Source organism: Shewanella sp. A22, from assembly GCF_053850585.1.
The window spans coordinates 1-26,226 of record NZ_JBSQBN010000033.1; the positions used below are offsets into that span (position 1 = coordinate 1).

The 26,226-nt window shown below is 41.4% G+C and carries 25 protein-coding genes; 9 read left to right on the forward strand and 16 right to left on the reverse strand.

Features of this window, described 5'->3' with window-relative positions; all coding sequences use genetic code 11:
• Positions 1–195 (forward strand): hypothetical protein (locus ACWXWT_RS08140; protein WP_456041111.1); only part of this gene is annotated, 195 nt, incomplete at its 5' end.
• A gap of 41 nt (positions 196–236) precedes the next feature.
• On the opposite strand, the gene yvcK is transcribed toward ACWXWT_RS08140, so the two are convergent.
• On the reverse strand, positions 237–1,211 hold the full coding sequence (gene yvcK / locus ACWXWT_RS08145) for a uridine diphosphate-N-acetylglucosamine-binding protein YvcK (RefSeq protein ID WP_456041112.1): 975 nt from the start codon (positions 1,209–1,211) through the stop codon (positions 237–239).
• 259 nt (positions 1,212–1,470) lie between these two features.
• On the opposite strand from yvcK, the gene ACWXWT_RS08150 reads away from it, so the two are divergent.
• The 3 genes from ACWXWT_RS08150 (at position 1,471) to ACWXWT_RS08160 (ending at position 3,648) form a co-directional block, all read left to right on the forward strand.
• The gene (locus tag ACWXWT_RS08150; protein ID WP_456041113.1) at positions 1,471–2,289 is read left to right on the forward strand and encodes a glucosaminidase domain-containing protein; all 819 of its coding nucleotides are present in this window, start codon (positions 1,471–1,473) and stop codon (positions 2,287–2,289) included.
• On the forward strand, positions 2,282–2,935 hold the full coding sequence (locus ACWXWT_RS08155; protein WP_456041114.1) for a DUF2987 domain-containing protein: 654 nt from the start codon (positions 2,282–2,284) through the stop codon (positions 2,933–2,935). Before ACWXWT_RS08150 ends, ACWXWT_RS08155 begins: the two co-directional genes overlap by 8 nt.
• A gap of 374 nt (positions 2,936–3,309) precedes the next feature.
• Positions 3,310–3,648, forward strand: coding sequence for a YkvA family protein (locus ACWXWT_RS08160; protein ID WP_456041115.1), 339 nt, complete (start codon positions 3,310–3,312; stop codon positions 3,646–3,648).
• A gap of 208 nt (positions 3,649–3,856) precedes the next feature.
• On the opposite strand, the gene ACWXWT_RS08165 is transcribed toward ACWXWT_RS08160, so the two are convergent.
• Together ACWXWT_RS08165 and ACWXWT_RS08170 are read right to left on the reverse strand one after the other, a co-directional pair.
• Positions 3,857–4,339 (reverse strand): TIGR02444 family protein, encoded by a 483-nt coding sequence (locus ACWXWT_RS08165; protein WP_456041116.1) that lies wholly within the window; start codon positions 4,337–4,339, stop codon positions 3,857–3,859.
• A 67-nt stretch (positions 4,340–4,406) separates the two neighbouring features.
• Complete coding sequence (locus ACWXWT_RS08170; protein WP_456041117.1) at positions 4,407–6,317, reverse strand: ABC transporter ATP-binding protein; 1,911 nt, start codon at positions 6,315–6,317, stop codon at positions 4,407–4,409.
• A gap of 176 nt (positions 6,318–6,493) precedes the next feature.
• On the opposite strand from ACWXWT_RS08170, the gene ACWXWT_RS08175 reads away from it, so the two are divergent.
• Positions 6,494–6,691 (forward strand): YheV family putative zinc ribbon protein, encoded by a 198-nt coding sequence (locus ACWXWT_RS08175; protein WP_456041118.1) that lies wholly within the window; start codon positions 6,494–6,496, stop codon positions 6,689–6,691.
• A gap of 55 nt (positions 6,692–6,746) precedes the next feature.
• Here ACWXWT_RS08175 and ACWXWT_RS08180 read toward each other — a convergent pair whose 3' ends face one another.
• From ACWXWT_RS08180 to sfsA, 8 genes are all read right to left on the reverse strand, one after another.
• Positions 6,747–7,250, reverse strand: a complete 504-nt coding sequence (locus ACWXWT_RS08180) for a DUF4124 domain-containing protein (protein ID WP_456041119.1) — start codon at positions 7,248–7,250, stop codon at positions 6,747–6,749.
• A 263-nt stretch (positions 7,251–7,513) separates the two neighbouring features.
• Entirely contained in the window at positions 7,514–8,377 is an 864-nt protein-coding gene (gene panC / locus ACWXWT_RS08185) for a pantoate--beta-alanine ligase (protein ID WP_456041120.1), read from the reverse strand.
• A 57-nt stretch (positions 8,378–8,434) separates the two neighbouring features.
• A complete protein-coding gene (gene panB, locus ACWXWT_RS08190; RefSeq protein WP_456041121.1) occupies positions 8,435–9,229 on the reverse strand; it encodes a 3-methyl-2-oxobutanoate hydroxymethyltransferase in 795 nt (264 codons plus the stop codon).
• 68 nt (positions 9,230–9,297) lie between these two features.
• Positions 9,298–9,786 carry a 2-amino-4-hydroxy-6-hydroxymethyldihydropteridine diphosphokinase gene (gene folK, locus ACWXWT_RS08195; protein WP_456041122.1) on the reverse strand — a complete coding sequence of 163 codons (489 nt, stop codon included), beginning with the start codon at positions 9,784–9,786 and terminating at the stop codon, positions 9,298–9,300.
• A gap of 2 nt (positions 9,787–9,788) precedes the next feature.
• Positions 9,789–11,096, reverse strand: a complete 1,308-nt coding sequence (gene pcnB / locus ACWXWT_RS08200; RefSeq protein ID WP_456041143.1) for a polynucleotide adenylyltransferase PcnB — start codon at positions 11,094–11,096, stop codon at positions 9,789–9,791.
• 231 nt (positions 11,097–11,327) lie between these two features.
• A complete protein-coding gene (gene gluQRS / locus ACWXWT_RS08205; protein ID WP_456041123.1) occupies positions 11,328–12,209 on the reverse strand; it encodes a tRNA glutamyl-Q(34) synthetase GluQRS in 882 nt (293 codons plus the stop codon).
• A gap of 126 nt (positions 12,210–12,335) precedes the next feature.
• Positions 12,336–12,779, reverse strand: a complete 444-nt coding sequence (dksA, locus tag ACWXWT_RS08210; protein WP_261733927.1) for an RNA polymerase-binding protein DksA — start codon at positions 12,777–12,779, stop codon at positions 12,336–12,338.
• A 116-nt stretch (positions 12,780–12,895) separates the two neighbouring features.
• Positions 12,896–13,600, reverse strand: coding sequence for a DNA/RNA nuclease SfsA (sfsA, locus tag ACWXWT_RS08215; RefSeq protein ID WP_456041124.1), 705 nt, complete (start codon positions 13,598–13,600; stop codon positions 12,896–12,898).
• Positions 13,601–13,744: 144 nt separating this feature from the next.
• Between sfsA and pepB the strand changes: the two genes are divergently transcribed.
• The 4 genes from pepB (at position 13,745) to mrcB (ending at position 23,026) form a co-directional block, all read left to right on the forward strand.
• On the forward strand, positions 13,745–15,019 hold the full coding sequence (gene pepB / locus ACWXWT_RS08220) for an aminopeptidase PepB (RefSeq protein ID WP_456041125.1): 1,275 nt from the start codon (positions 13,745–13,747) through the stop codon (positions 15,017–15,019).
• 670 nt (positions 15,020–15,689) lie between these two features.
• A complete protein-coding gene (locus ACWXWT_RS08225; RefSeq protein WP_456041126.1) occupies positions 15,690–17,951 on the forward strand; it encodes a putative bifunctional diguanylate cyclase/phosphodiesterase in 2,262 nt (753 codons plus the stop codon).
• 117 nt (positions 17,952–18,068) lie between these two features.
• Positions 18,069–20,648 carry an ATP-dependent helicase HrpB gene (hrpB, locus tag ACWXWT_RS08230; protein WP_456041127.1) on the forward strand — a complete coding sequence of 860 codons (2,580 nt, stop codon included), beginning with the start codon at positions 18,069–18,071 and terminating at the stop codon, positions 20,646–20,648.
• A gap of 68 nt (positions 20,649–20,716) precedes the next feature.
• Entirely contained in the window at positions 20,717–23,026 is a 2,310-nt protein-coding gene (mrcB, locus tag ACWXWT_RS08235; protein WP_456041128.1) for a penicillin-binding protein 1B, read from the forward strand.
• A gap of 70 nt (positions 23,027–23,096) precedes the next feature.
• On the opposite strand, the gene ACWXWT_RS08240 is transcribed toward mrcB, so the two are convergent.
• The 5 genes from ACWXWT_RS08240 to ACWXWT_RS08260 all read right to left on the reverse strand — a co-directional run bounded on the left by ACWXWT_RS08240 (position 23,097) and on the right by ACWXWT_RS08260 (position 26,175).
• Positions 23,097–23,924 (reverse strand): ion transporter, encoded by an 828-nt coding sequence (locus ACWXWT_RS08240; RefSeq protein WP_456041129.1) that lies wholly within the window; start codon positions 23,922–23,924, stop codon positions 23,097–23,099.
• 125 nt (positions 23,925–24,049) lie between these two features.
• Positions 24,050–24,379: a hypothetical protein gene (locus ACWXWT_RS08245; protein ID WP_456041130.1), complete on the reverse strand. Its 330-nt coding sequence runs from the start codon at positions 24,377–24,379 to the stop codon at positions 24,050–24,052.
• Positions 24,380–24,402: 23 nt separating this feature from the next.
• The gene (locus tag ACWXWT_RS08250; RefSeq protein WP_456041131.1) at positions 24,403–25,056 is read right to left on the reverse strand and encodes a hypothetical protein; all 654 of its coding nucleotides are present in this window, start codon (positions 25,054–25,056) and stop codon (positions 24,403–24,405) included.
• A 5-nt stretch (positions 25,057–25,061) separates the two neighbouring features.
• Complete coding sequence (locus ACWXWT_RS08255; protein ID WP_456041132.1) at positions 25,062–25,751, reverse strand: PspA/IM30 family protein; 690 nt, start codon at positions 25,749–25,751, stop codon at positions 25,062–25,064.
• A gap of 10 nt (positions 25,752–25,761) precedes the next feature.
• A complete protein-coding gene (locus tag ACWXWT_RS08260; protein WP_456041133.1) occupies positions 25,762–26,175 on the reverse strand; it encodes a YjfI family protein in 414 nt (137 codons plus the stop codon).
• Positions 26,176–26,226: the final 51 nt, after the last annotated feature.

Below are 26,226 nucleotides of genomic sequence, written 5' to 3' on the forward strand. Positions count from 1 at the left end.
GACTCCATTCTGGCGGGTTTCAAAGTCCTTTATGCTTCGTTAGATGCTTTCAAAATACGACTGCATGGTCTATTTTTTTCCATAAAAAATAAGACATTCCCACCATCCATGGCGGTCAGATGCTGGATAACGCAGGAGCTTGTTACCGAAGATCACTATGCGCTTCAATCATCTGCCTTGCCTACAGCACTTTGAACTCCCGCTGAAATATCACATATTTAATAGGATTGGTATAACTACACTGCACTTTGTTTATTTACATCCGTTAATGCAAAGAACTCATTCGAAGCCATTTGCTGTTTATGAAACTCACACACTTGATTAATTGCGTTTAATAACGCGACTTTGTCATGTAATCCCGGATGATGTAAGCTTTTTAATGGAAATTGATTAAAACGAACACCATTAATTTCTGTGTAAGCCTGCTGAATTTTTAAACCATGTTGAATAACATCCACAATCACTTCTTTGCCTATCACTTGGTTAAACCAAGCAATTTTATCTTCAATACTAAAAGTACTCGCCGGTGAATATTCTGCTGCTAAATTATCAACCAGAATAACGTGTGCATTTGACTCTCGAATACTCTTCGCAATTTGTGGGATTAATAATGGAGGTAGTATGCTGGTTAAAAAACTACCTGGGCCAATAATGATTAAATCAGCCTGCGTCAGTGCGGTACATGCTTCGGATGTGGCTTCAACCTCAGGTTCTAATGACAAGGCAATTGGGGCTTCACTCATGCCGTCAACATTTAGTTCTCCAAACACTTTATTGCCACAATGGCTCAGTGCAACAAGATGAGTTGAAGCTTCTGACATTGGGATTATTTGAGTTTCAATTTTAAGCAAGCCACGAATTAAATTAACGGCCTCAAGCGGTCTTACACAAAGCTGGTCTAGTGCGTGTAAAACCACGTTACCTAGGTTATGGCCAGACAGTTCATTATCACCAGTAAAACGGTGATCAAACAGCATCGAGCCTAAAGATGGTCTATGTGCAAGATGGGAAAGGCAATTTCGTAAATCCCCCCAGGCAATAGTTTGTTGGTCTTGTCTCAGTCTGCCCGTTGAACCACCGTTATCTGTCGTTGCCACTATTCCAGTTAATCTGGGCCCCAAAAAAGATAATGCGGCAAGAATTCGCCCTAAACCATGCCCGCCACCAATGGCTACCACACGATGATAATTATTAAGTTTTTGATTCAACATGATAATATCTCAAGTCCTTGAGTTGTTGAATAAGTAAACGCGGCCACAAAGCTGCGCAGTTATAAAATACTATTAATTCTAACTGTATATGGTCATTAAAGTGTAACTATTTTCTATTTTTGCCGACTCGAGAGCTGTCTAACGCACAATTTGTCACTATTTGAGCCTAATAACGGGTTGGGTGTATCCTATCGTTTTTTAAGGTTATAATTACACAAATAAATAAGCCGAAATTGATTTTTAGATAAGGTAGGTGCTATTGAAGATAGGCAATATAGGTCAAGTGACATTTGCGTTGGGCTTAGCCATTCTTGCATTGTTGGCGATAAGATTATTTATTATTCCAAATACCACTCCTGTGTCGACAACGTCAATTGACCATGAAGTCAATGATATTGATTTAGGTAACGTACCAAAATTTGCTGAAATAGATGACATTCCGACAAAAAAGAAAACATTTTTTGATTATTTTCGCCCTGCAATTGAAGCACAAAATCAAATAATTCTTCAAGACAGACAATTTTTACTGCTCGTGATTGAACAAATTGATAATGGCTTAAAATTAAGTCAGTCTGATAATGAAAGGCTACGGTCACTTCTTGAAAAGTATCAATATAATGTCAAATCGTTTACTCACAATACATTAACCCCACTGCTTAAGCGCATCGATATTATTCCAGTGAACATGGTGTTAGTTCAAGCGGCAAACGAAAGTGGTTGGGGCAGTTCACGCTTTGCAATTGAAGGTTTTAACTTTTTTGGTCAATGGTGTTTTACCAAGGGGTGTGGGTTAGTGCCGTTAGCAAGGGGCGATGGAAAAACCCATGAAGTTGCAGTGTTTGATTCACCAAAAGACTCCATTATCGCCTATATGATGAACTTAAATACTCATTCAGCCTATCGTTTATTTCGTTCTATTCGTGCAGATTTACGAGCCCAAAATATAAAACCGACAGCTGAAAAATTGGTTTATGGTTTAATAAATTACTCTGAACGAAAAGACGAATATATTGATGAGCTACTTGAAATGCTAAAACATAATAAACAATTTTTACAAAGGAACAATACTAATGCGTAATAGTACGCTGCTTAAAGGATTTATTTTTATATCAACTATTGTGATGGTTAATAACAGTGTTGCTGAAACCGTTTCATTAGAATACAACGGCTTTTATGACCGATTAAAACAGGTTAATAAACACAATTATCCTTTGGTTGAACTGGCCTTTAGTGTGCCTATGTCAGCAGATTGTATTATCACATCTGGCAGTATCACTACCGAAAAAGAACAATTCCCACTAACGTATACAACACAACAACGCTTATTTATTCCTTATGATCCACAGTTAAAATCAGACAGGGGCTTAGTCAATATTAATGTCATAGGTGATGCGTCAAAATGTGGTATTGCCATGCAAGTTCGCGCTAAAGAAACCAAGCAAGATTACACCCAAGCCGAACTGTTCGCCCTAACTGACGATATGGACAAACTACTCGATGGTTTACAAGGTTTTCCGATGAAATATTTTAGAAAACCGATTGATGGACTAACGTTTGAGTTTACCGATATGCAGAAAGATAGTAAAAATATAACGGTTGTTATCGACAATGTTGATGTGGTGATAAGCGAAAAATATGCGTTAACTATTGAACAAATAGATAAGTTGCAACAGATATCGTTTAGCCAGTCCCCGAAAGTGGTGAGTCCACTTGTCGCCAATTAATACCAATCCTATTAAATATGTGATCTTTCAGCGGGAGTTCAAAGTGCTGTAGGCAAGGCAGATGATTGAAGCGAATATGATTCTATTTTGAAAGCATCTAACGAAGCATAAAGGACTTTGAAACCCGCCAGAATGGAGTCTCTCAGGTATTCCACTTCTGTGTTACATCGATTTAAAAGGCAACAACCATTTCTACATCAATGTGCCTTGAATTGAAAAACCTGAGAGACTCTGAACTGACCAGATATTTAATGGGATTGGTATAACATTGAATGATTGTTGAGGCTTACTGTCTAATTTGATGGTTTTCATTGTTGTCTTAAAAGCAGTGTTCATGATTTTAACTCGTTGTTTTTATATAAGTGGAAAGTTAAATGTCTGATAATCGATTTGAAAAAGAGTTTACAGAAGATGGTTTTTGGGAGAAGACTCGAAATTTTGCAAAAGTTGCTGGCGAGGCAGTGTTAGAACCAGCATTAAAACTTTATTATTCTGCGCAAGATCCAGATACACCTACTTGGGCAAAAACGACCGTTTATGGCGCGCTTGGGTATTTTGTTTCGCCAATAGATGCCATTCCAGATATTACGCCATTAGTCGGTTATTCAGATGATCTCGGTGTATTAGTGGCTGCGACGGCGGCGGTGGCGATGTATGTAAAAAAAGAGCATGGGGATAAAGCAAAGGAAACCCTAAAGCAATGGTTTGGTTAATCTAAACATAACAAGGTTAAGTTAACGTGCATTTTAACGTTAACACTACCCCCCAAGCCTGTTTATTTTTGTTTCCAAAGCAGCCGTACCGCAATATTCGTAATTATGGCCTTTTGTTGTCATTACCGTTTGCTATTGAATAGGTAAAGCGTCATTTAAAATATTAAAATTCAATGAGTTGTCAATTGCCATCGCATCATAATGGATTTTACGAGTTAACCAAATCTTGGGTGGTTAGCGCTGTCATAATACTTTTATCGAGACCAAATAAACTCAGATAGTGTTGAACATTGGCTAAATCAGTGGTGCCTGAATGGCTCATTTCTCCATTTAGTAAATTCAACTTTTGCAATAGCATGTTTTGAGATTTCCGTTCCATCATTAACTCTACATCAAGCATTTTTTGATACTCATCGTCAGCCAAGTGGGCTTTGGCCATTTGGCGGAGTCGTCGATATGGTTGTAATACTTTATCTTCCCATTGCTCTATAACAAGCGTTAATATTTCCCACTGCTGCTGAGTTAAGACATAGTGCTGTTGGTCAAGATATTCGGCTAATAATAAAATATTAACATTTACTTGGTAATTGTCTTGTAAGTCAATGTAGAACAAAGGGTTTACTGAATAGCTTTGTTCGCAATGATGCCATATTGTATGACTAAACATGTGTTGATGAAGTGAGCGCGGCATATCATTTCCTTTACTGTATCAATAGTGTTGAAACACTAAAATTGTAAAAATAATGTAAAACAACTGCTTATGAAAAACTTTGTTCAATAATCTCAATCTGTTCTTGAATATCTAACCATTGCATTTCGCTTTCATCCATGGCTTGAGTCAGTGTGGTTCGCTCGTTCAGTACATTGGTCATTTTTGCTTTGTTTTCGGCTTCATATAAGCTGCCATCGGCTAATTCAATCTCTAACTCTGCGAGTCTGTTACTGATTTTTTGTTGTTGGGTTTCTAACTTTATTTGTTGCTTTTTAAGTGGTGAGACCTTTTGGCGCAGTTCAGCAGCCATTCTTTTCTGTTGTTTTTTATCAACGGTATCACTGTTTGTAACCACGTCTGTTTTATTATTGGCTTGGGCTAGTTTAGCTGCATCGAGTAACCATTGATGATAGTCATCTAAATCGCCGTCAAAAGAGGTTACCACACCTTGATCGACTAGGTAATAGTCACTACAACTTAAACGTAATAAGTGACGGTCGTGTGACACAATGACCATTGCACCTTCAAAGGTTTGTAAGGCCATAGTTAATGCATGACGCATTTCTAAATCTAAATGGTTGGTGGGTTCATCGAGCAATAACAGGTTAGGGCGTTGCCATACAAGTAATGCTAACACCAGGCGTGCTTTTTCACCGCCAGAAAAAGGCCGAACTGGCGACAACGCCATATCACCATTAAAGCCAAAACCGCCTAAAAAGTTGCGTAACTCCTGCTCGCGAACACTGGCTGGTGCTAACCTTACCAAATGTTGCATTGGGGAGTCATCTAAGCTTAAAAATTCAATCTGATGTTGAGCAAAGTAACCAATATTTAATCCTGGATTAGGTTGGTATTTACCCGTTTTAGCTTGTAATTGACCAGATAATAGTTTGATAAGTGTTGATTTACCCGCACCGTTTCTACCCAGTAAACCAATACGAGCCCCTGGGACAAGGTTCAATTCAACTTGTTTAAGGATGGTTTTATCTTCATAACCAATAGAGACATTTTCCATAACAACTAATGGGTTTGGTAATGCTTCTGGTTCTCGGAAGGCCATTTGAAATGGATTGTCTACTTGCGATGGCAACAAATCGGCCATGCGTTCGAGTGCTTTTAAGCGGCTCTGTGCTTGCTTTGCTTTACTGGCTTTATAACGGAAACGGTCAACAAATGACTGCATATGTGAGCGTTCTTTTTGCTGGCGTTCGAAGGCAACTTGTTGCTGTGCCATACGTTCGGCGCGAACTCGTTCAAACGATGAGTAGTTACCTTTGTAGTAATTTAATTTATGATTTTCGACATGAACGATTTCATCGACAATGCCGTCAATAAAGTCGCGATCATGACTTATTAGGATTAAGGTTCCTTGATAAGACTTTATCCAGCCTTCTAACCAGTACATTGTATCTAAATCTAAGTGGTTGGTCGGTTCATCGAGTAATAATAAGTCGGAGCGACATAGTAATGCTTGAGCCAAGTTAAGGCGCATACGCCAGCCACCAGAAAAACTCTTTACGGGGTTACTTTGTTCTGCATCATTAAAGCCTAGACCAGCTAATAGCGCTCCTGCACGTGCACGAATAGCGTATCCGCCAATGGCATCAATTTTGCCATGAATAAGTGCAATTGCGTTTCCGTCATTGTCGGTTTGTGCTTGCGCTAATTGGGTTTCGAGTTGACGGTATTCGGTATCACCATCTAATACATATTCTAATGCTGATGTGTTTAATGCTGGGGTCTCCTGAGCCACAGAGGCCACTTGCCAACCCGCAGGAAAACTGAATTCGCCTTTATCGAGGTGTAAATGACCTAAAATTAGCGCAAGCAATGATGATTTACCTGTGCCATTGGCGCCTACAAGGCCAACCTTGTGTCCTGGGTAAATTGTCAGTGAGGTTTCATCGAGTAGGGTTTTGCTGCCGCGAATTAACTGTGCTTGGCTAATGTTGATCATTAATTACAACTTGATACTTAAGAATAGAATAATGGTGCAGATAATATCGCATATACGATTTATTTCCCACAAATCGCGGGACTCATGTGGGCTAATCATGGCAAAATAGACGTATTAATTGATAAATATCTCATTGAGTCATCAACTCATTCAGTAAACCTTAAGTCGAGTAAATCATGACAAAAATTAAGAAACGTTTTGTTGCAGGGGCTAAATGCCCTAAATGCGGTGCAAAAGACAGTATTTTATTGTTTAAAGATAATGGTATTGAAACGGTTGAATGTACTGAGTGTGATTATCGCGAGCAACAAACTGATATTAAAGCCCCCCAAAAGACAGATGCCAGTATGATCGGTGTGTTTAAACCCGATTAGGGTTACCACAAAGGGCCTCAACAGCCATGGGAGTCTGAGGTTCATTGCTCATGCATTAATCTGTTTGTGTTTCTGTGGTTATCTTTGTTCTGTGTTGTTCTAATATGTTGAGCACCTTAACATTTTGTTTGTTTAAATCATCAAAACGCTTGGTGATTTCTTGCAGTTCAACACTGTAACTTGGGTCGTCTTTAGGCTTTGTTTGCCAGTAACGTTTACGATCGAGTTTTTGAATTTCACTTGCCCGTAATATTTCAAAATAGCTATTTTCTTGCTTTAAACGATAGATTTCACCATCCAATAATTGCAATAACTTATTTTTCGAAAGTGTTCGATTGTTAAGTAGAACGGTTAATGGGTCCTCTTTTGACTCGGGTTTATCTGAGTCGACCTCTGTGGTAATGCCTAATTGGTATTCTATTTTATGCTGACTAAATTCTTGTGGGCAAACGGTTTGACTGAATACAACTTTCCCCTCTTTTATGCATTTATAAATAGAATTGGCATGAGCGGGAAAGGTGCTCAAGATGAATATGATGAATAATAGTCTTTTTGCCATGCGGCCACACATCCTTTTGTCATCATTAATTCGATATCATAGGCTTACGTTTTTGTTGCCTATTGTATCGTTTATCTTATTAGCCTAATCGTAGATGGTTTTATCGAGTAGGGCATGGCAATTGTTGTGCTTATCAAGTATCAAGTTGGTTAAATATGGCTCAATTCTATCGATAAAACCAGTTTTTTGACAATGTAATTTTAAATAAAAAACAACTCTTTGTTTTTTATTTTATCGACTTAGATTGATTTAAAATAATGTTTTTAGGTTATGTTATTCGAGTGACGGCAAAATGACACGTTATCGATTAAGCGAGCTTTACCGAGATATGCGGCAGCAATAACAACGAGCTCTTTGTCTGTTGCCGTGGCTTGGCGTAAGGTTTTGGCATTTCTCACTTCAAGATAATCTGGAGTAAAGCCGGCGTTAACCAGTCGTTTTTCTGCTTGAGTGATAGCTTGTTGTGCTTCTTCACCGCGTTGAATAGCGCTAATAATATTGTCTAACGCTTGTTTTAATGTGGCTGCTGATTGTTTTTCATCTGCCGTTAAATAGCCGTTACGCGAGCTCATTGCTAGGCCTGATTGTTCTCTGATTGTTTCCACGCCAATGATTTTGATCGGCATTGATAAATCGTCGACCATGGTTTTGATGATCATCAATTGTTGAAAATCTTTGCGACCAAATAAGGCTATATCAGGCTGCACAATATTAAATAGTTTGGCCACAATCGTTGCCACACCACGGAAATGTCCTGGACGGCTTGCGCCACATAACTCATCACCAATATCTGGTACTTCAACAAAAGTTTGTTGCGCCAAACCTTTGGGATAAATAATCTCAGGTGTTGGGGTGAAGAGTAAATCTGTGTTGACCGCAATCAGCTTTTCACTGTCTTGTTCGAGTGAACGGGGGTAACCGTCTAGGTCTTCATTAGCACTAAATTGCAACGGGTTAACAAAAATAGAGACCACCACATGGTCAGCGTGCTTTTGGGCTTCATTCACTAATGCGATATGACCTTGATGTAAGTTACCCATTGTTGGCACAAAGGCAACGGTTTCGCCTTTACGACGCCAAGCATTAACATGTTCGCGAATGGTTGAAATAGCAGCTGTGGTAATCATTTTCTGTTGAAACCTTAATATAAAACAATGCCGTTAATTGATGTGTATCTATAGGAATTAATTAAATGTATGTTCTTCAGCCGGAAAAGTTCCGTTTGCAACTTCATCAATATACGCTTTAATCGCTGAGCGAATTTCGCCTGTTTGTTTAAGGTAGTTTTTTGAGAAGCGAGGAATATATCCACTGGAAATACCAAGCACATCATGCATTACTAGAATTTGTCCGTCGGTGTCTGCTCCTGCACCAATTCCGATAACTGGAATTGTTAATGCTTCGGTGATAGCTTTAGCAAGTGGTGCGGGTATGCACTCAACGACCAATAACTGCGCTCCAGCGGCTTCTATTGCTTTGGCTTCATCTAAAATGCGCTGAGCATTATCAGCATCACGCCCTTGTACTTTAAATCCGCCAAATACATGTACTGATTGCGGCGTTAAGCCTAAGTGTGCACATACAGGTACGCCTCGTTCAGTTAGCATTTTGACACTTTCAAGTAACCAATGGCCGCCTTCTAATTTAACCATGCTGGCACCTGCTCGCATTAATGTCGCTGCGTTAGACATGGTTTGTTCTGGGGTGCTATAGCTCATAAATGGCATGTCGGCGATGAGCAGTGCGCGTGAAACACCGCGTTTAACACAGGCTGTATGGTAGGCAATATCTTCAATCGTAACGGGCAAGGTATCGTCATGGCCTTGTAGCACCATTCCGAGTGAGTCGCCCACTAAAAGTACGTCCACACCTTCGCTGTCAAATGCGCCAGCAAAACTGGCATCATAGGCCGTTAATGCGGTGAACTTTTTACCTTCTTGTTTAAATTTGATCAGGGTAGAGCTGGTGACTTTTGACATAGTAGACTCTTAAAACAATAGTGAAATACTAAAAGCTGAGCTTAATGTGTTGTCTATTAAGGTCAACTTTAATCGATAAGCTTTTGCAATTCATCACGCATTGCTACGCTAATAAGGCTTTTAAGGTTTGTATTACAAGGCAGCGTGAGCGATGGCGCTATTTCGGCTAATGGTACTAATACAAAGCTGCGTTGCTTCATGCCGTAATGAGGCACTATAAGTCGAGGCAATGTTATGTGTTGTTGGCCGTATAGCAGTATATCTAAATCTAGGGTGCGAGGCCCCCAATGTTGAAGCCTGACACGACCTTGTTGTTGTTCAATAGTTTGCAATCTATCAAGCAGTTCAATGGGTTGGAGTGTTGTTTTAAAGCCTGCTACAGCATTAACGTAGTCAGGCTGTACAACATCCCCCATTGGCTTTGACCTATAGTAGCTAGAAACACACAATGAATTTTCTATGGACAAAGGATTAAGTGCATTAATTGCGTCATCTAGTTGTTGTGTTGGGTTGGCTAGATTCGCCCCTAAAGCCACATAAACTTGAGTTGCCAGCATGATTATTCAGCTTCTGGTTTCGCTTTCGCAACAGGTTTACGGCGGCGCTTACGCTGCGGTGCATTTCTGTTACGGCTATTATTCCCTTTGGCATTCTTAGCGATGTCGCTGCGGTCGGCTTCATCTGCTTCTACGAAGGTTTTCCACCATTGGGCTATTTTGGCTGTATTGCCTGCCTCGGCTTCGCCGCGAAGTAATAATAAATCATAGGCGGCTCTAAATTTAGGATGCTCTAACAGCTTAAAGGCCCGAGTTCCTTGGCTGCGTTCTAAGCGCAGTTGCAGTTGCCAAATATCTCTAGCTGGGGTGCTAAATCGACGTGGCAAGCTAATTGTCCGGCATTGTTGCTCAAGCACTTCGCCCATCGCTGCTACATGTGCATCATAATGGGTTAAGCCACTTTCAATGGCAATATCATCTGCCCGTTGTTTAACGGGGTACCACAATAGCGCTGCGAAGAAAAATGCTGGCGTGACCGTTTTCTCTTCTTTTACACGGATATCCGTGTTGCGCATTACGGCTTGCAGCATGTTGGCTGTATGGCCTTTAGGCGACTCTTCAATTAATGCACTGACTTGCGGAAACAATGGCGCGAACAAACCCAAACGTTGCATCATGTGGTAATTAGCTTCAGCTTTACCGGCAAAGAAGAGCTTTAAGACTTCTTCGTACATACGCGCAGCTGGAATGTCGCTTAATAATGGGGCAAGCATATTGATGGGGGCAGCGGTAACGGCCTCGATTTGCATATCGAGTTTAGTGGCAAAACGCACGGCACGAAGCATACGAACTGGATCTTCGCGATACCGGGTTTCTGGATCGCCAATAAGTTTAATCTTTCGATCGTTGAGGTCGTTTATTCCTCCGCCATAACTACGAATAGAATAGTCGCTTATGTCGTAATAGAGTGCGTTGATGGTAAAGTCTCGACGCTCTGCATCTTCATCAATCTCACCGTAAACATTGTCGCGCAGTAAGCGGCCTTCTGCGTTAGATTTTGATACTTTATCGTTATTTTCACTATGATGGCCACGGAAAGTCGCAACCTCGATGACGTCACGACCAAAAACAATGTGCGCTAATCTAAAGCGACGGCCTACTAAACGACAATTTCGAAATAGCTTTTTAATGTCTTCTGGGGTGGCGTTGGTGACAACGTCAAAATCTTTTGGTTGAAGACCTAATAGAATATCGCGCACACCACCACCCACTAAATAGGCTTTATAACCTGATTTATTTAGACGGTAGAGGACTTTTAGTGCGTTTTCACTAATTTGGCGACGTGAAATTGAGTGACCATCTCTGGAGATAATATCCAGACGCAAGCCATCGTCCTGAATGGGTTCTTCAAGTACAGGAGCTACTTTGTTGTTTTCAAATAGCTGTTTGCAGAATTGGCTAATACGGCGAAAAATAAGACACCTCGGAATGCTAAAATAATTTGATTAAAAATCTGGCGGGTATAATACATTAAATGTGTTCGAATGAGTATACGTGCCGTTATGCTAAAAAGGGCTTATTATATTTAATAATGATCATCCCTAGCGGTTTATTGCCGATAAGACAATTTCTTTTTGCTGTGGAATAGCATTCACGTTAAATTGTGTTATGGCTTGTTTAAGCATGACGTCAACGGAGTCGACATCGACCTTTTGCTGACCTAAAAAAGTCAGTGCGGCATTAATGCTGGCTTGTGGGTGGGTTATGTCAATGGCTGGCGCATGATTTTGTTTTGACAGTTTAAGCCCTTTTTGTGCACAGGCTAGGGGTAAATGTAACCAGTTTGGTTGCGCTAGGCCCAGTTGTGAAAACAAGCTGATTTGTCGGCAACTGGCTTCCAATAAATCACACCCTCTTACTACTTCTGATATGCCTTGGTAAGCGTCGTCTAAAACTACAGCGAGCTGGTAGGCATATAAGCCATCGCTGCGTTTAATGATGTAGTCTTCTCCAGCGAAATTTGCATTAACTTTGGTCATCCCTTGAACTAAATCGGTAAAATGATCTGTTTTGGTATTATTTCGGATACGAATGGCCCCACGGGTTAATCGTGGTTGGCATTGGCCGCAACGGCCATTGTATATGCCTCCACTGGCTTGAATGGTTTTACGGGTACATTGACAGTAATAAGCTTGGTCATTGGCTATCAGTGTGTCGATTTGCTGTTGGTAAGTATCATAACGCTGATGCTGATATAACACGGAACCATGCCAATGTAAGCCATAAGCGTCGAGAGTGCGTAGTATGTCGTCACTGGCACCGGTAATTTCACGTGGGGGGTCGATATCTTCTATACGGACTAACCATTGGCCATGTTGGCTGTGTGCACGAAGATAACTGCCTAATGCAGCAATTAATGAACCGAAATGTAAAGGCCCTGATGGGGATGGCGCAAAACGTCCAATGTATTGAGTTGTACTCATGAGGTGATTTTTTGGGTCGTTAAATTAACACAGACATCACCGAGTTTACGGAACGTTACTATGCTGTCAATTTTTAAATGCTAGAAAGCAAAAGGGCGAGATAATCTCGCCCTTTTAAATCACGGTTTAACCCGCCATTTGCTTTTCTTTTATTTCAGCTAGCGTTTTACAGTCGATACATTGATCGGCTGTCGGACGAGCTTCAAGACGGCGGATACCAATTTCGATACCGCATGAGTCACAAAAACCAAAATCGTCTTCTTCGATTTTTTGTAACGTCTTTTCAATCTTTTTAATGAGTTTACGTTCTCTATCACGAGCGCGTAACTCTAAGCTGAATTCTTCTTCTTGTGCTGCACGGTCTACAGGATCAGGAAAGTTTGCAGCTTCATCTTGCATGTGAGTTAACGTACGGTCTACTTCTTCACGCAATTGGTTACGCCATGCTTCGAGGATCAATTTAAAGTGACCACGTTGCTTGGTATTCATATACTCTTCACCAGCTGACTCCTGGTAAGGATCTACACCAGCGATAGCGAGTACGCCAAGTGTTTTAGTGCCTTCAGGCATAACGCATCTCCTGTAATCATTTGCGTTTTAAGGGCGTCTTAAATTTACGGCCGCTATCTATAGCAGAAACTCTATGACGAGGCAAATTTTTTACTTCATATTTTTGTTTTTTTGATCTAAACAATTACCTTACAAGGACTGGTTATTTTAATTTCTAGTGGTGATAGTTCAGTTTTGTAAGCTATCACTTCAACACCTTCAGATACAGCTTGTTCAAGTAAATCTGCATATTGTGGATCAATATGTCGTGCGGGTTTGACGTCCCTTATGCCACTGTGTTGCACCACAAAAAATAAAATTGCACGGTGCCCCAATGTTACCATGTGTATGAGTTCTCTAAGGTGCTTTTGCCCTCGAGTGGTAACGGCATCGGGGAAATAGCCTATTTCATCTTCTAATAAGGTACAGCTCTTTACTTCAATATAGCAGTCTGGGCGGTTTTGGCTAGTGAGTAATATGTCGATTCTGCTATTTTCATGACCGTATTTCACTTCGCGTTTTAAATTATCGTAACCAAGTAGCTCAGGTATGGCTTGCCGATTAATTGCTTCTTCGGCCAGTGCATTGGCGCGTCCTGTATTTATACCGATAAGATGCTGCAGATCTGTCTGCATTAATTCCCATGTGTGGGCATATTTTCGTTTGGGATTATCTGAGGTGGAAAACCACACCTTCTCACCTGGAAATAAGCAATTTTTCATTGAGCCAGTATTGGGACAATGGATGGTGATCTCTTGTCCGTTGGGTAGCATAATATCGGCAAGAAAGCGTTTATAGCGTTTAATGAATACTCCGGACGCTAATTTAGGGGTGAATTTCATCGATGGCTCATCTAATGAGTTAATTTACAACAATGCTAACAAACTTTAGCTTGGTTTATCGATTATGTTTTGTCTACACTACTGCCATTGGCTCGTGATTAAGCGCGAGCATTGGTGTTATTAGTCTTACCACAAGGGATTATTATGAATATTATGACCGTTACTCTCACCACAGAAGCCCCTGCAGAACATTGGGGTAAAGCTGATGTGACTTACCAAGGTACTAAGGCGACGATCCATTTATCGGGTAGCGATGAACTGCGACAAGTGCAAATGGCCGCCAGAAAAATTCGCACTCAAGGTATTAATTATGTGCAGTTAGAGGGCGGATTATGGAATTTGCATTCACAGTGGGCATTTGCACAAGGTTTTGCTACAGCTAAAGCTGGATATCAAGTGGATTGGTGTGGCAGCGATGCTGACAAAGAGACGTTGAATCATCGTGCTGTAGCGGCTCAGTTTGCTCGTAAATTAATTAATGATACCCCTGAAGATTTATCGCCTTTATCGTTAGCGAATCAAGCTGCGTCTTGGTTAAAAAATATTGGTGGCGACCATGTCAGCTTTGCAATTACTGAAGGCCAAGAATTATTAGAGAAAAAATGGGTCGGTATTCATGCTGTTGGTCGTGGCAGTGAACGTCCTCCTGCGTTGTTAGAGCTGGATTTTAATCCATTAGGTGCCGATGCACCTGTATCTGTTGCTTTAGTGGGTAAAGGCATTACATTTGACTCAGGCGGTTATAGCTTGAAGTCGTCAGAAGGCATGTTAGCCATGAAATGTGACATGGGCGGTGCCGCCACTGTCACAGCTGCATTAGGCCTTGCAATGAAGGCTGGTTTGAATAAACGCGTTAAGCTATTTTTATGTTGCGCGGAAAACTTAGTCAGTGGTCATGCTTTTAAGTTGGGTGATATTTTAACCTATAAAAACGGCACAACAGTGGAAGTGGTTAATACAGATGCTGAAGGGCGCCTAGTGTTAGCTGATGGGCTACAAGCTGCGTCTGAAACTGGGGCTGAATTAATTATTGACGCTGCGACGTTAACGGGGGCTGCTGTGATGGCCGTGGGGTCTAATTATAATGCGATCTTTTCACCACAAACGGCAACGTTACAATTAGCACAGCAACGTGCAGCAGCGGTATCTGAAAATGTATGGCCTTTGCCTTTGGATGCTTGGCATAAAGATATGTGCCCATCTGCCTATGCTGATACTGCAAATAGTCGTCCAGTTAAAGGCGGTGGTGCTGGTGGGGCATCAAATGCTGCAGGTTTCTTGTGGCGCTTTGTATCACCACAAGCCAATTGGTTACATGTTGATTTAGCTGCAGCATTTGAATCATCTGCGTCGCCGTTATGGGCTGCGGGTGCGACAACCCATGGTGTCTTAACCATTGCAGAGTTGTTAAAAGACTAGCGCTCTGCTGGTTAACATTTTTAATATGAATGGGTTGGCTCTTTGTATCATTAAGTTAGCGGCAATTGTTATTGGTTACGTTTTTATAAGTTAATCGCTTGCCACAAAGAGCAATCCTAATATTGTTGATACCGTCGGCAGCTCTTGTGGCTGCTTTATTTTTCCACCATGCCATCATTTCTGCTTAGTATTTCTTCTCCAGCACCCGCTTCGACATTTATTTTGCATTGAACGTGATAAAACCGTTGCGCGTATATTGCAATAGTGTTTGTCATTTTTTTGTATGGACATTGATTTAGACCCCGTCGTTACTGTGCAAAATAGGATAATATGCGCGATGCAGCCTTACAGACTCTGGTTTGAGCGTTTAATCGCTCATCTCGATTCGGGTCAAAGGATGGTATTAACTCCGATAAAATAACAAATTATTGCCTCGGTAATATCAAACTTGCTATTGGATTCTCTAAACAAAGAGTTGTCTCTTATTGCATGTTGCATCAATAGCTTGCCTGTTGAATTAAAACATAATTATTAATATAAATGTATTGCAAAAAATATCTCATTATCAGCTGATTACTTTGTTAGTATTAGGTAAATTAGACTCTGAGCACATATGAGATAATTGACTTTTTTTAAGAAAATTAATAGCTAACCTTGATTGAGTTAATGAATGACCGATAGCACACAGCAACTATTGAAAAGCGTTTTTACAAATGGACCTATTGAGGGGAATGACACTTCTGTGTTGTCTCTGCTTAATCAGGCACTGCAATTAGTGTGTGAAAGGTTAGCGTGTAGCGCAGCTTTTGTGTTGACTTGTCAGCATGACAAATTATTTGCTGTCGATACCGATATTATTGATACATTTGAACAGCAATGTGTGAGCCATTTTGGTGCTTCTCCAACATCTGAAATACTGTTTAACCAGCATTTACAAGCCAATTCATCATTGTGTGAATCATTATTTTGTAATCATCAACCGATTATTTATGCTCATCTACCAGAGCAACGGTTAATGGAGGATGAACATCCCATATTGTTACCCCTTTTGGACACATTTAATGCGCTTGATATTGATTGTAAACATCTTGGGCTAAGCCCCGTTCTGCAAGTTGGTAATGTTAAAGTTGTTTTAGGTACTTTGTGTGCATCGAATGCCAACCCCGTTGCTAGCCAACATGATGACCCTGTTTCTTTTATGCAGAATTTATTGGACGATACCGCGTATCAATTGGCATCATCACTTGAGTTGCGTCGGCTAGCGGTGCTTTTAGACAATAAAGATAGGCAGTATCAAGAATTATTTCAGTTATTGCCGATGCCGTGTGCATTTATCGATTTACATGACCGTGTCGTTTTACAAAATGATACGAGTAAGAATGCACTTCCTATCGCTTTAGGGCAGAGTTTATTTGACCTGATACACAAAGATGAACATGAACTGCTTATTGATACGTTACACATAGTTCGAGAAGGGATATTACGCCAAGCTTGGTGTGAGGTGCCGTTAAGAAATGGCACAAAAAATCATTGGTATAAATTTAGCTTTTGTCATGCGTTAAATCGCCAACAACAGCTATTGTTAATGATTGAAGATGTTACCGAACGTTATCGACTTGCCGATGAGTTGTCATTTCATTCAAATCATGACGTATTGACCGGATTACCCAACCGGCTACAATTTGAAAATATGCTCGAAGAGTTGCTTAATGATGAAGATACCCCTCCAGCTTGCATTGCTTTTCTCGATCTTGATCAATTTCAGGTGGTAAATGATCTTAGTGGTCATCAAGCGGGTGACTTATTATTACAACAAGTGGCGACGAGATTAAAACAATTATTACGCAAAGGCGACGTTGTGGCGCGTTTAGGCGGAGATGAGTTTGGTTTGTTGATGTATTATTCTGATATCACATCAGCTAAACAAGTGGCGAAGCGAATTTGCCAACAATTATTTGATCACGAATTTTCTTGGAAAGGCATTAAGCACAATATTAGTGCCAGCATTGGGATTGCACTGGTCGATTATGTTGACCCAGATATTTATGGTGTGATGAGCAAGGCTGATGCGGCTTGCCGATTAGCCAAAGAAGAAGGCCGCAATCGTTGGCATTTTTATAATTCTGACGATCCACAAATGCACATTATGTATAACCAAATGCTTGCCTCTGTTGATATTACCGGTGCACTTGCGTTAAATCAGTTTGAGTTATTTTACCAATTAATTGAGCCACTCGATAAACCAGAAACAGGGATCCATATGGAAATCTTGTTGCGTATGGTTCGAAGTGATGGCCAATACGTCTCTCCTGACGTATTTTTACCCGCAGCAGAACGTTATAACCTGGCCCCACGTGTAGATAGCTGGGTGATAGATAATTTGCTCAAATGGGGTGGCGATAATTTAGCCATCTGGGCGCAACTTTCTATGGTTTCGGTAAATTTGTCGGCAATGTCGCTGGCAGATAAAGATTTTATGAATTGGCTTGAAATGCGTTTGATGGTTGAGCCAGAACTGGTCAGCAAATTATGTTTTGAAATTACCGAAACAGCAGCGGTTAGTCAGTTAGAACAAGCCACAGGGCTCATTGAATTATTACAACCTCTAGGTTGTAAGGTTGCTTTAGATGACTTTGGTTCTGGTTTTTCAAGCTTTGCCTATTTAAAATGTCTTGATGTGGATTACGTAAAAATTGATGGTCAGTTCGTGGTGAACTTATGCCAAAACCGCAATGATAAAGCCATTGTGTCGGCTATTTGTCAGCTAGGCAAAGACATGGGGTTTGAAGTGATTGCAGAGTTTGTTGAAAACACCGATATTGGTCAGTACCTTAAAAATATTGGCGTTGACTATGCCCAAGGTTATGCCATCAATAAACCGACTAGATTAGCTGAATTACAACATGGTTTACGGACGCCTTGGTTAACATAAATTGCAATAAAAAAGAGACCTGACACCTGATTAATATGCGATATCAGCAATTAATGACACCTCGGTGCAATTGTGGGTAAAATGGCTTCTAGAAAATCGCCGTAAAAGTTAATGCATTTGACCTCAACATACGCACAGCAGCCCTCAGCAATATCTACGACATTACCTATTCACGCGGTGCTCAATGCATTACGTGAGCAGTTTGCCACCCATTCACAGATTATTCTTGAAGCACCTACCGGCGCGGGTAAATCAACGGCATTGCCATTGGCCATGTTAGCTTGGCCTGAAATTAGTGGCAAAATTCTGATGCTTGAACCTCGTCGAGTCGCCGCCAGAAATGTTGCACAATTTATCGCTAAACAATTGGGACAACCGGTTGGGCAGCTGGTGGGTTATCGTGTGCGCGGTGAGTCAAAAGTCAGCGCAAATACTCGTTTAGAAATTGTTACCGAAGGTATTTTGACCCGAATGATCCAGCAAGATCCTGAACTGAGTGGGATTGATGTGATTATTTTCGATGAAATTCACGAGCGTCACCTTCCTACCGATTTAGGCTTGGCGTTAGCATTGGAAGTACAGCAATCATTGCGTGACGATTTACACCTTATTGCTATGTCAGCCACCTTGTCGGGATTGCCGCTAGACACCTTGATGCCCGATGCTGCGCAAATACATAGCGATGGCCGCAGTTTTGCCGTTGAGATTGCTTATCAGCCTTGCTCTGGTCAACAGATGTGGCTAACGCACATGTCTCGCGTGATTATCGATACTATTTCAGACTCCAATCTAGCGCCATATCAGCAAGGTAGTGTGCTCGCATTTTTACCCGGTAAAGGTGAGATCCGTAAATTAGCCGGACTATTAGCTCAGCGTTTGGATGCATCATGGCTTATTTGTCCTATGTATGGCGACTTGTCGTCAGCGGAGCAAGATCTCGCCATTCGCGCAGCAGAACCGGGTAAACGTAAAATTGTACTCGCGACCAACGTAGCAGAATCGAGTTTAACGATTGAAGGCATTACTCTTGTTATCGACAGTGGTTATCGTCGTGAAGCGAGTTTTAACCCTAAAACCGGCGTGACACGCTTAGGGCTTAAGCGTATTAGCCAAGCCTCGGCAATTCAGCGTAGTGGCCGTGCAGGGCGTTTAGCAGCTGGTTATTGCGTGCGTTTGTGGAGCCAAGAAGAGCAAGGGCGAATGCGTAACGTTGATGAACCCGAAATCACTCAAGCAGAGCTCACTGCAATGGCGCTTGATTGTGCCAATTGGGGGGCTAAATCCTTTGCCGAGTTATCACTGCTCACACCGCCGCCGCAGATCCATGAACAAGTTGCTTGGCGGTTACTCATTCAATTGGAATTAATTGACCAGCAACATAAGTTAACACCACTTGGTCGAGAGGCTTATGCATTAGGTTGTCATCCACGCTTAGCACATATGCTGCTTAAAGCTAAACAACTTGCTTTGCAAGACAATCAGCCACTGCTTTGTCTGTTAGCATGCGTTTTAGCAGGCATTATTGAAGCCCGTGGATTACCGAAAAAAGGCGCTGATATTCATCATTATTTGACCGAGGCTTTGCAGGGACAGATTAAACAACAAGTAAGACAATGGCAGCAATCTTTAGCGATATCGGGACAGGTCAATGAAGCAATACGTAATGCATCCACACGTGATATTAGTTATTTGTTAGCACTTGCTTACCCTGATCGTATTGCCAAAGCTCGTGGTCATGAAGGCTTTTTATTAAGTAATGGTACGGGTGTGGTGATCAATGCCGAAGACAGTTTGGCTCATGAACCTTGGTTAGTGGTTGCTGACTTTCAAGAGACTCAAGGTCGTAATGCTGGGCAAATTTACCTTGCGGCAAGGTTAGATGAACGCTTGTTTACTGCAGAACTTGCCTCGTTAGTGACCACTCATGTTCACGGTGGTTGGGATGAAGCAAAAGGGCGTTTCTTTGCTGAAAAACATACCAAAATCGGTGAGGTTATTATTAAAACCGATACTGGAATTACACCAGAGCCCGCACAAATTACCGCCGCATTATTGGAACAGGTCCGCATTAAAGGGTTAACAATTCTTAATCGTGATGACAAATTAATCCAGTTACAATATCGGGTTGAATTAGCACGTCATTTTACACCAGAGCATGATTGGCCCTGCTTAACCGATGAGCATTTATTAGCGACACTAGAAGATTGGCTTGGGCCCTATTTAGATAACATTCGCTCACTGGTCGCGTTAACTAAGGTTGGTGCTTATGGGTTGGTGAAAAACTTACTCAACTGGCAACAGCAACAGCTATTAGAACAATTAGTGCCGACACATTGGCCGATGGCAACAGGCACTCGTGCCCCTATTCGTTACCAGATGCCATTAGATGTTGATGGGCATTTTTATCATAACGCCGAACAACAAGGACGAGCTTTATTAAGTGTACGATTGCAAGAAGCGTTAGGCTTAGCGCAAAGCCCGACCATATTACACGGCAAAATGACGGTAACAATGGAGCTATTATCGCCAGCACAAAGACCATTAGCAGCCACAGCTGATTTAGCCAGTTTTTGGCAAGGTCCTTATATGGAAGTAAAAAAAGAAATGCGCGGTCGTTATCCAAGGCATTTATGGCCAGATGATCCTGTAAATACAGTAGCAACCAAATATACTAAAAAGAAAACGCCTAGCGTGTAGATAAGCTATAGCATTTATTAGCTATATGTACATATTTCAGGATTATATGGAAAACGAATCAATCAGTTATGACAAAAAAAACCAGAAAAACTAAAAAGTCTTCGGCCACAGCAAAAAAGCGTGGTTCATCATTGTGGCGTAAAATCTGGTCACTCACGTGGAAATTAGCCATTGTGGGTGCCGCCGTGGTCAGTTTTTATGCGATTTATTTAGATCAAATTATTGCGCAAAAATTTGAAGGTCAAAAGTGGCATTTACCAGCTCAAGTGTTTAGTCGTTCAATGGCACTATACCCAGGTGCGGCAATTAACCATCCTCAATTAATGGCCGAGTTGAAACTGCTTGGTTACCGTAAAGTGGCTAATCCAAGGCAAGTTGGCGAGTTTTCGGCTTCAAGTACTCGTATTGAATTATGGCGTCGGCCGTTTTTACATCCCGAAGGCAATCAAGCTGAGCAACGCGTGATGATTAGCTTTGACTCTGAAGGGGTGAGTTCAGTGACACGTATGTCTGACAAGCGTGAATTGGCGGTATTCCATTTAGAGCCGGTATTACTCGATCGCATTATTGCTGGCGATGGGGAAGATCGTTTATTTGTTCCTAGTCCTGAGATCCCTAGCATTATTATCGATGCACTCATTTTAGTGGAAGACCGTAGCTTTTATGATCATTTTGGGGTTAATCCCTTAGCTATTGCCCGTGCGGCAATGGTCAATATTACTGCTGGCCGTACTGTGCAGGGCGGTTCAACGTTGACCCAGCAATTAGCCAAAAATTTCTTTTTAAGCAGTGAGCGCTCTATAGTGCGTAAAGTACGCGAAGCGTTAATGGCGTTGATTATTGATTTTCGTTACAGCAAGGATGAAATTTTAGAAGCCTACCTCAATGAAGTGTACATGGGGCAAGATAAGTCTCGTGGTGTACACGGCATGGGCTTAGCCTCACAGTTTTATTTTGGCCGTCCTGTTGGTGAGTTAACGGTATCGCAGCAAGCCTTTTTGGTGGCGGTAATTAAAGGGCCATCTTATTACAATCCGTGGCGCTACCCTGAACGAGCTCAAGAACGACGAGACCTCGTTTTACGCATATTAATGGAAAACGATAAGCTTTCAGTGGCGCAATATAAAGCCGCGACAGAGTCGCCTATTGGTTTACGTAGTGCAAAAAAATCGGTGCACCAAAAATTACCCGCCTTTTTTGCTGTTGTGAAGCAAGAGCTACGCGATCGTTATGGCGATTCGTTACTGCAGCAGTCTGGCATTAAAGTGTATACCACACTAGATCCTATGGCCCAGGAAGCTGCAGAAAAAGCGGTGTCATCTACCATGGCTTCGTTAAATAAACGCGCTAAAAATATTCAGGTGGGTATGGTTGTTACCGACAAGTACAGTGGTGGTATTGCGGCCATGGTTGGCGATAAAGTACCAGGTTATGAAGGATTTAACCGTGCCGTTGAAATTCGTCGTCCAATTGGTTCTTTAATTAAACCTTTTGTATATGCCAGCGCATTAAACCAAAGTGATAAATTCACCTTGGCTACACCTGTTGAAGATAAGCCGATAACATTAAAAAATGAACAAGGTAAAACATGGTCACCAAAGAACTTTGACAAGAAATTCAGTGGTCAAGTGCCTCTGCTGACAGCATTTAAAGATTCGATGAATGTCCCCACAGTTAATGTCGGTTTAGCCGTTGGTGTTAATAATGTTGCTTCTACACTACAACAATCGGGTTGGGCTGATAATATTTCACCTTATCCATCTATGTTGCTTGGTGCCGTGAATGGTTCGCCATTGATGGTAGCGCAGGTTTACCAAACCTTGGCTGACGGAGGTCGTTATCGTAAATTAACCTCTATTACCGCAGTGTTAGATAGTCAAAATCAAGCTTTGGATGTGAGTCGTGCGGCTGGATCCCAAGCGATCAATCCTGCGACAGATTATTTAATCCAATATGCGATGAATCAAGTGGTACGTAATGGCACCGCTAAGCGTTTAGGTGCCGCATTTCCTGGTATTCGGTTAGCAGGTAAAACGGGTACCAGTAATGACAGTCGTGACTCGTGGTTTGCTGGATTTGATGAGCGTAATGTTGCAGCTATTTGGGTTGGGCAAGATGATAATAGTAAAACGGGTTTGTACGGTAGTAGTGGTGCAATGGCAGTGTATCAAGCATTCTTGCAACAACGCCCACCACTGAGTTTACGTATGATCCCTGTTAATGGCGTTATAAATGGCTATTTTGATCGCACCACTGGCGCGGCTAAGCAAGGCAATTGTGACAATATCATTGGCCTGCCGGCACTAGAGAGCAGCTATCGACCCGCGGAAAATTGCGGTGAACCTTTGTCTTGGTGGCAAAAGTTAGTGGGTGGTTAGTTAATATAAAGCCCAAGGTATAGATTACCTTGGGCTTTATATTGGGCTGTGTTTCGCTTTAGCTTGATGATTAATTTTGATCTTGTTGTTGTCTTAATTTAGCGATCTCATCTAGCATTTGTTGTTGGTTTTGTTCCATTTTTAGCTGGTTTTGCTGCATTTGTTCGAGAGCCTGAGTCAGTTGATTATTAATCTGTTCTTTATGTGCTGCTTGAGCCTCTTGTGCTTCGTTACGTTCTTGTTCATCTGGGGCCACAAATACTGAGGCCATGTAACCAGAAATCACCCCAAAAAAGCTGACACCACTGATAATGACCAAACCACCAATGACATGACCGACAGTACTGACGGGATAGTAGTCACCGTAACCGACCGTTGAGATAGTGACTAATGCCCACCAAAGAGCTTGTTCAGCGGTTTGGATATTCGCATTAGGTTCTGCGCTTTCCACTAATAAAATAAGCACAGATGCAGTGGCTAAAATTAACACCATTGCGACTAATAAACTGGCTAATGTGGACTGTTTCCGTTGACGTAACAAAGGGATGATCAATGATCGGCTCATGCGGATCAGCCGGATGACTCTTAATATTTGGAATATACGTGCAATACGCAGAGCTTCAATGGCTGGAATGCTGGCAACAAAGTCTATCCAATGGTGCCTTAAGTAGTAGGTTTTATTGCGTGCTTTGACTAAGCCATAAAAAAAATTGATCAAGAAAATGACACATATTGTGGTGTCGATATAAAATAATACTTTATTGGTTTCGGCACCTAGATGCCCAAAAGTGATTGTCAGTACGATGACCACTGAGACTAACGATAAGACCATCATCGCCAGTTCGAATGGACTCGGTGCTTCGACATTTTTGATGGACCAACGTTTTGATTCTAGCATGTGGTTAAGTCCGCTTAAATTTGTTAGATAATAGGCTTAATTTATTATCATAACAAAAAACGCACAGGGCAGGGGCTTAGTGCGTTGTTTTAAATCGGCATAACCCAGATGGTCTTAGGTTAATGCTATGATGTTTTATCTACAAAGTGGACTAAGTCATCTAATACTCGTTTTTTTATCTCAAGTTGAGCATCACTGTCTAGGCCATATTTTTGTGCTAATAAAACATAGTCTTCACCGCTCAACGACACGGTTAAACGTGGGCGTTTTGGTCGTTTAGATACTGATAATCCAAGGATTGTTCGTATTTGGTCTGACGGGCTCACACCTTTATCTAAAGCCGCTTTGCGGATAGAATATTGAAACTTTTCATCCAGATCAAAAGCTACTTGGGTGGCTTTTGCAGCTTGTTGGTTTTTAAGCCATTTATCGGGTAACGGTTTGCTTGAGCTCATTAAAACGTTATCTCCTATTTGTGTCAGCTTGCTGGCCAGTATTCTCTAATATCGGTTAATGGGCGATATAACGTTAACATCACTTCCGTTTCACCGTTTTCATAGACTTCAATATCAATGGCGTGGGTATCTTGGTTATTGACTAAGCTATAGCTTTCAAAGCCTTCACCTGTTGCACCATTTTCATCCTGTGGCGGGGTTAAGCCGCGGTAGTCTTGACGATGAAAATAACCAAATCCAGCAAATTCTTGTTGATGGTATTCATCACTTAACCATTGGCCAAATTCGGTTTCAAGTTCTGTAGATAAAGTTTGCGCGGTGAGAACGGCTTTACCTGGCTCTTCGAATATTTCTGCAAAGGCATTGAGATCAAACAACTGTTCAACTTCAGCACGATTGATTTTAAGTGAAATACTCAGGTAGGACTCGTCTTCTTGGATATAGGATAAATAAATTGCGGTGCCTGAATGACCACGCAATAAGAATTCACAAAGCTGCGAGCGCTGGTATTCATAGGTATGAATGGCTTCAACCTTTAACTGTTGCCCACGTAATTGCGTAGGCAAAGCAAAACTGTCATCAAGGGTGATCATATCCCCCTTGAGCAGTTTATTTGGGTGGTCAAGCTGGCGCTTCGGGGCTTCTTTTTTGCCGAATAGGCCACTAAGAAATCCCATATAACTTAACCTTTGCGTGCTTTAATGCGATCTAACACAGCATTAGCATTCGACTTTTGCTCACCAATACCGGCTTCTGCTAGTTTGGCGTGCAATGACTTATCACTGTTTTCTTCAGCTAAGGTTTCTGATGCTTTTAAACGGTCATCAAATTGTTGCTGACGGGCTTTTATACGTTCTAGAGAGTCTTTAGCGTTAAGCAGTTTTGAGTTGCTTGATGCAAATGAGTCTGTGATCGTCGCAGTGGCTTTTTGTACGCTTTCAGTGGTTTTGACCATGGTTAATTGACGCTGATAATCATTTAGCTGACGCTCGGTCTTTTTCACTAAATCTTTTAAACGCACGGCATGTGAACTAAAGCTGTCGTTAGCGGTTTGCTGTTCAGATAGCTCTTCATCTAACTGGGCAATTTTTTCTGCTATTTCGATAGCTAATGCTTCATTACCTTTCTCTAGCGCTTGAGTGGCATAACCTTCGTGCTCCGCAACACTGCGTTTTAGGCGATCAATTTCGCGGCTAGCTTGCATTTCTTTGGCCATTACGTCAGTTAGTTCACGTTTGGCTTTAGTTAAATGTTTTTCTGCATCACGAATTTCTTGCTCAAAAATACGCGTTGAGTTTGCATCAACGATAGTTTGGCCAACTTCTGTTGCACCACCACGAAACGCGGTAAGAATCTTGTTTAGAATGCCCATAATTGGCTCCTTAGTTTAAAAATTCGACGAGTTCGTCGATGACTTCCAGACAGTTGTCTGACAGTACTGCTAATTCTTGTTCAATTTCTTCCATGCTTGATTGCACAGACAATGCTCCGTAAACCACGTATTTATCATCAATTTTTGCAAATGAAGATAATGGCATTGGAATGTTGAGTTCTAACATGGTCTCAAACATTTCAGCTCGGCGATCTTGGTTTACTTCATTCTCGCCCCACAAATAACTGATACACAATATTTGGTTATCTGTTACTGATACAAATACCGGAATTTCTTCACGGTTGACAATATTGACTTGTAATACTTCAACGTCACCATCAATTGGATAGCAGTCAAACTGAAAACCTGTTTTGCTTTGATCGCACAGTCCATTTAGGTGACTTGCAATGGTATGGATGTTCATATTCGTCCTTAATTGACATATTATGTCTGTGAGTAAAGATAGCACTCAGAC

What these genes read in the sequence shown, in the direction of transcription:
- mrcB (WP_456041128.1), top strand. Translation starts at nt 20,717, where the DNA reads ATGACAAAAAAAACCAGAAAAACTAAAAAGTCTTCGGCCACAGCAAAA.
- yvcK (WP_456041112.1), bottom strand. Translation starts at nt 1,211, where the DNA reads ATGTTGAATCAAAAACTTAATAATTATCATCGTGTGGTAGCCATTGGT.
- panC (WP_456041120.1), bottom strand. Translation starts at nt 8,377, where the DNA reads ATGATTACCACAGCTGCTATTTCAACCATTCGCGAACATGTTAATGCT.
- ACWXWT_RS08160 (WP_456041115.1), top strand. Translation starts at nt 3,310, where the DNA reads ATGTCTGATAATCGATTTGAAAAAGAGTTTACAGAAGATGGTTTTTGG.
- dksA (WP_261733927.1), bottom strand. Translation starts at nt 12,779, where the DNA reads ATGCCTGAAGGCACTAAAACACTTGGCGTACTCGCTATCGCTGGTGTA.
- ACWXWT_RS08240 (WP_456041129.1), bottom strand. Translation starts at nt 23,924, where the DNA reads ATGCTAGAATCAAAACGTTGGTCCATCAAAAATGTCGAAGCACCGAGT.
- folK (WP_456041122.1), bottom strand. Translation starts at nt 9,786, where the DNA reads ATGCTGGCAACTCAAGTTTATGTGGCTTTAGGGGCGAATCTAGCCAAC.
- ACWXWT_RS08245 (WP_456041130.1), bottom strand. Translation starts at nt 24,379, where the DNA reads ATGAGCTCAAGCAAACCGTTACCCGATAAATGGCTTAAAAACCAACAA.
- ACWXWT_RS08255 (WP_456041132.1), bottom strand. Translation starts at nt 25,751, where the DNA reads ATGGGCATTCTAAACAAGATTCTTACCGCGTTTCGTGGTGGTGCAACA.
- ACWXWT_RS08180 (WP_456041119.1), bottom strand. Translation starts at nt 7,250, where the DNA reads ATGGCAAAAAGACTATTATTCATCATATTCATCTTGAGCACCTTTCCC.
- ACWXWT_RS08165 (WP_456041116.1), bottom strand. Translation starts at nt 4,339, where the DNA reads ATGCCGCGCTCACTTCATCAACACATGTTTAGTCATACAATATGGCAT.
- ACWXWT_RS08260 (WP_456041133.1), bottom strand. Translation starts at nt 26,175, where the DNA reads ATGAACATCCATACCATTGCAAGTCACCTAAATGGACTGTGCGATCAA.
- ACWXWT_RS08225 (WP_456041126.1), top strand. Translation starts at nt 15,690, where the DNA reads ATGACCGATAGCACACAGCAACTATTGAAAAGCGTTTTTACAAATGGA.
- ACWXWT_RS08155 (WP_456041114.1), top strand. Translation starts at nt 2,282, where the DNA reads ATGCGTAATAGTACGCTGCTTAAAGGATTTATTTTTATATCAACTATT.
- panB (WP_456041121.1), bottom strand. Translation starts at nt 9,229, where the DNA reads ATGTCAAAAGTCACCAGCTCTACCCTGATCAAATTTAAACAAGAAGGT.
- gluQRS (WP_456041123.1), bottom strand. Translation starts at nt 12,209, where the DNA reads ATGAGTACAACTCAATACATTGGACGTTTTGCGCCATCCCCATCAGGG.
- ACWXWT_RS08170 (WP_456041117.1), bottom strand. Translation starts at nt 6,317, where the DNA reads ATGATCAACATTAGCCAAGCACAGTTAATTCGCGGCAGCAAAACCCTA.
- sfsA (WP_456041124.1), bottom strand. Translation starts at nt 13,600, where the DNA reads ATGAAATTCACCCCTAAATTAGCGTCCGGAGTATTCATTAAACGCTAT.
- pepB (WP_456041125.1), top strand. Translation starts at nt 13,745, where the DNA reads ATGAATATTATGACCGTTACTCTCACCACAGAAGCCCCTGCAGAACAT.
- ACWXWT_RS08175 (WP_456041118.1), top strand. Translation starts at nt 6,494, where the DNA reads ATGACAAAAATTAAGAAACGTTTTGTTGCAGGGGCTAAATGCCCTAAA.
- ACWXWT_RS08250 (WP_456041131.1), bottom strand. Translation starts at nt 25,056, where the DNA reads ATGGGATTTCTTAGTGGCCTATTCGGCAAAAAAGAAGCCCCGAAGCGC.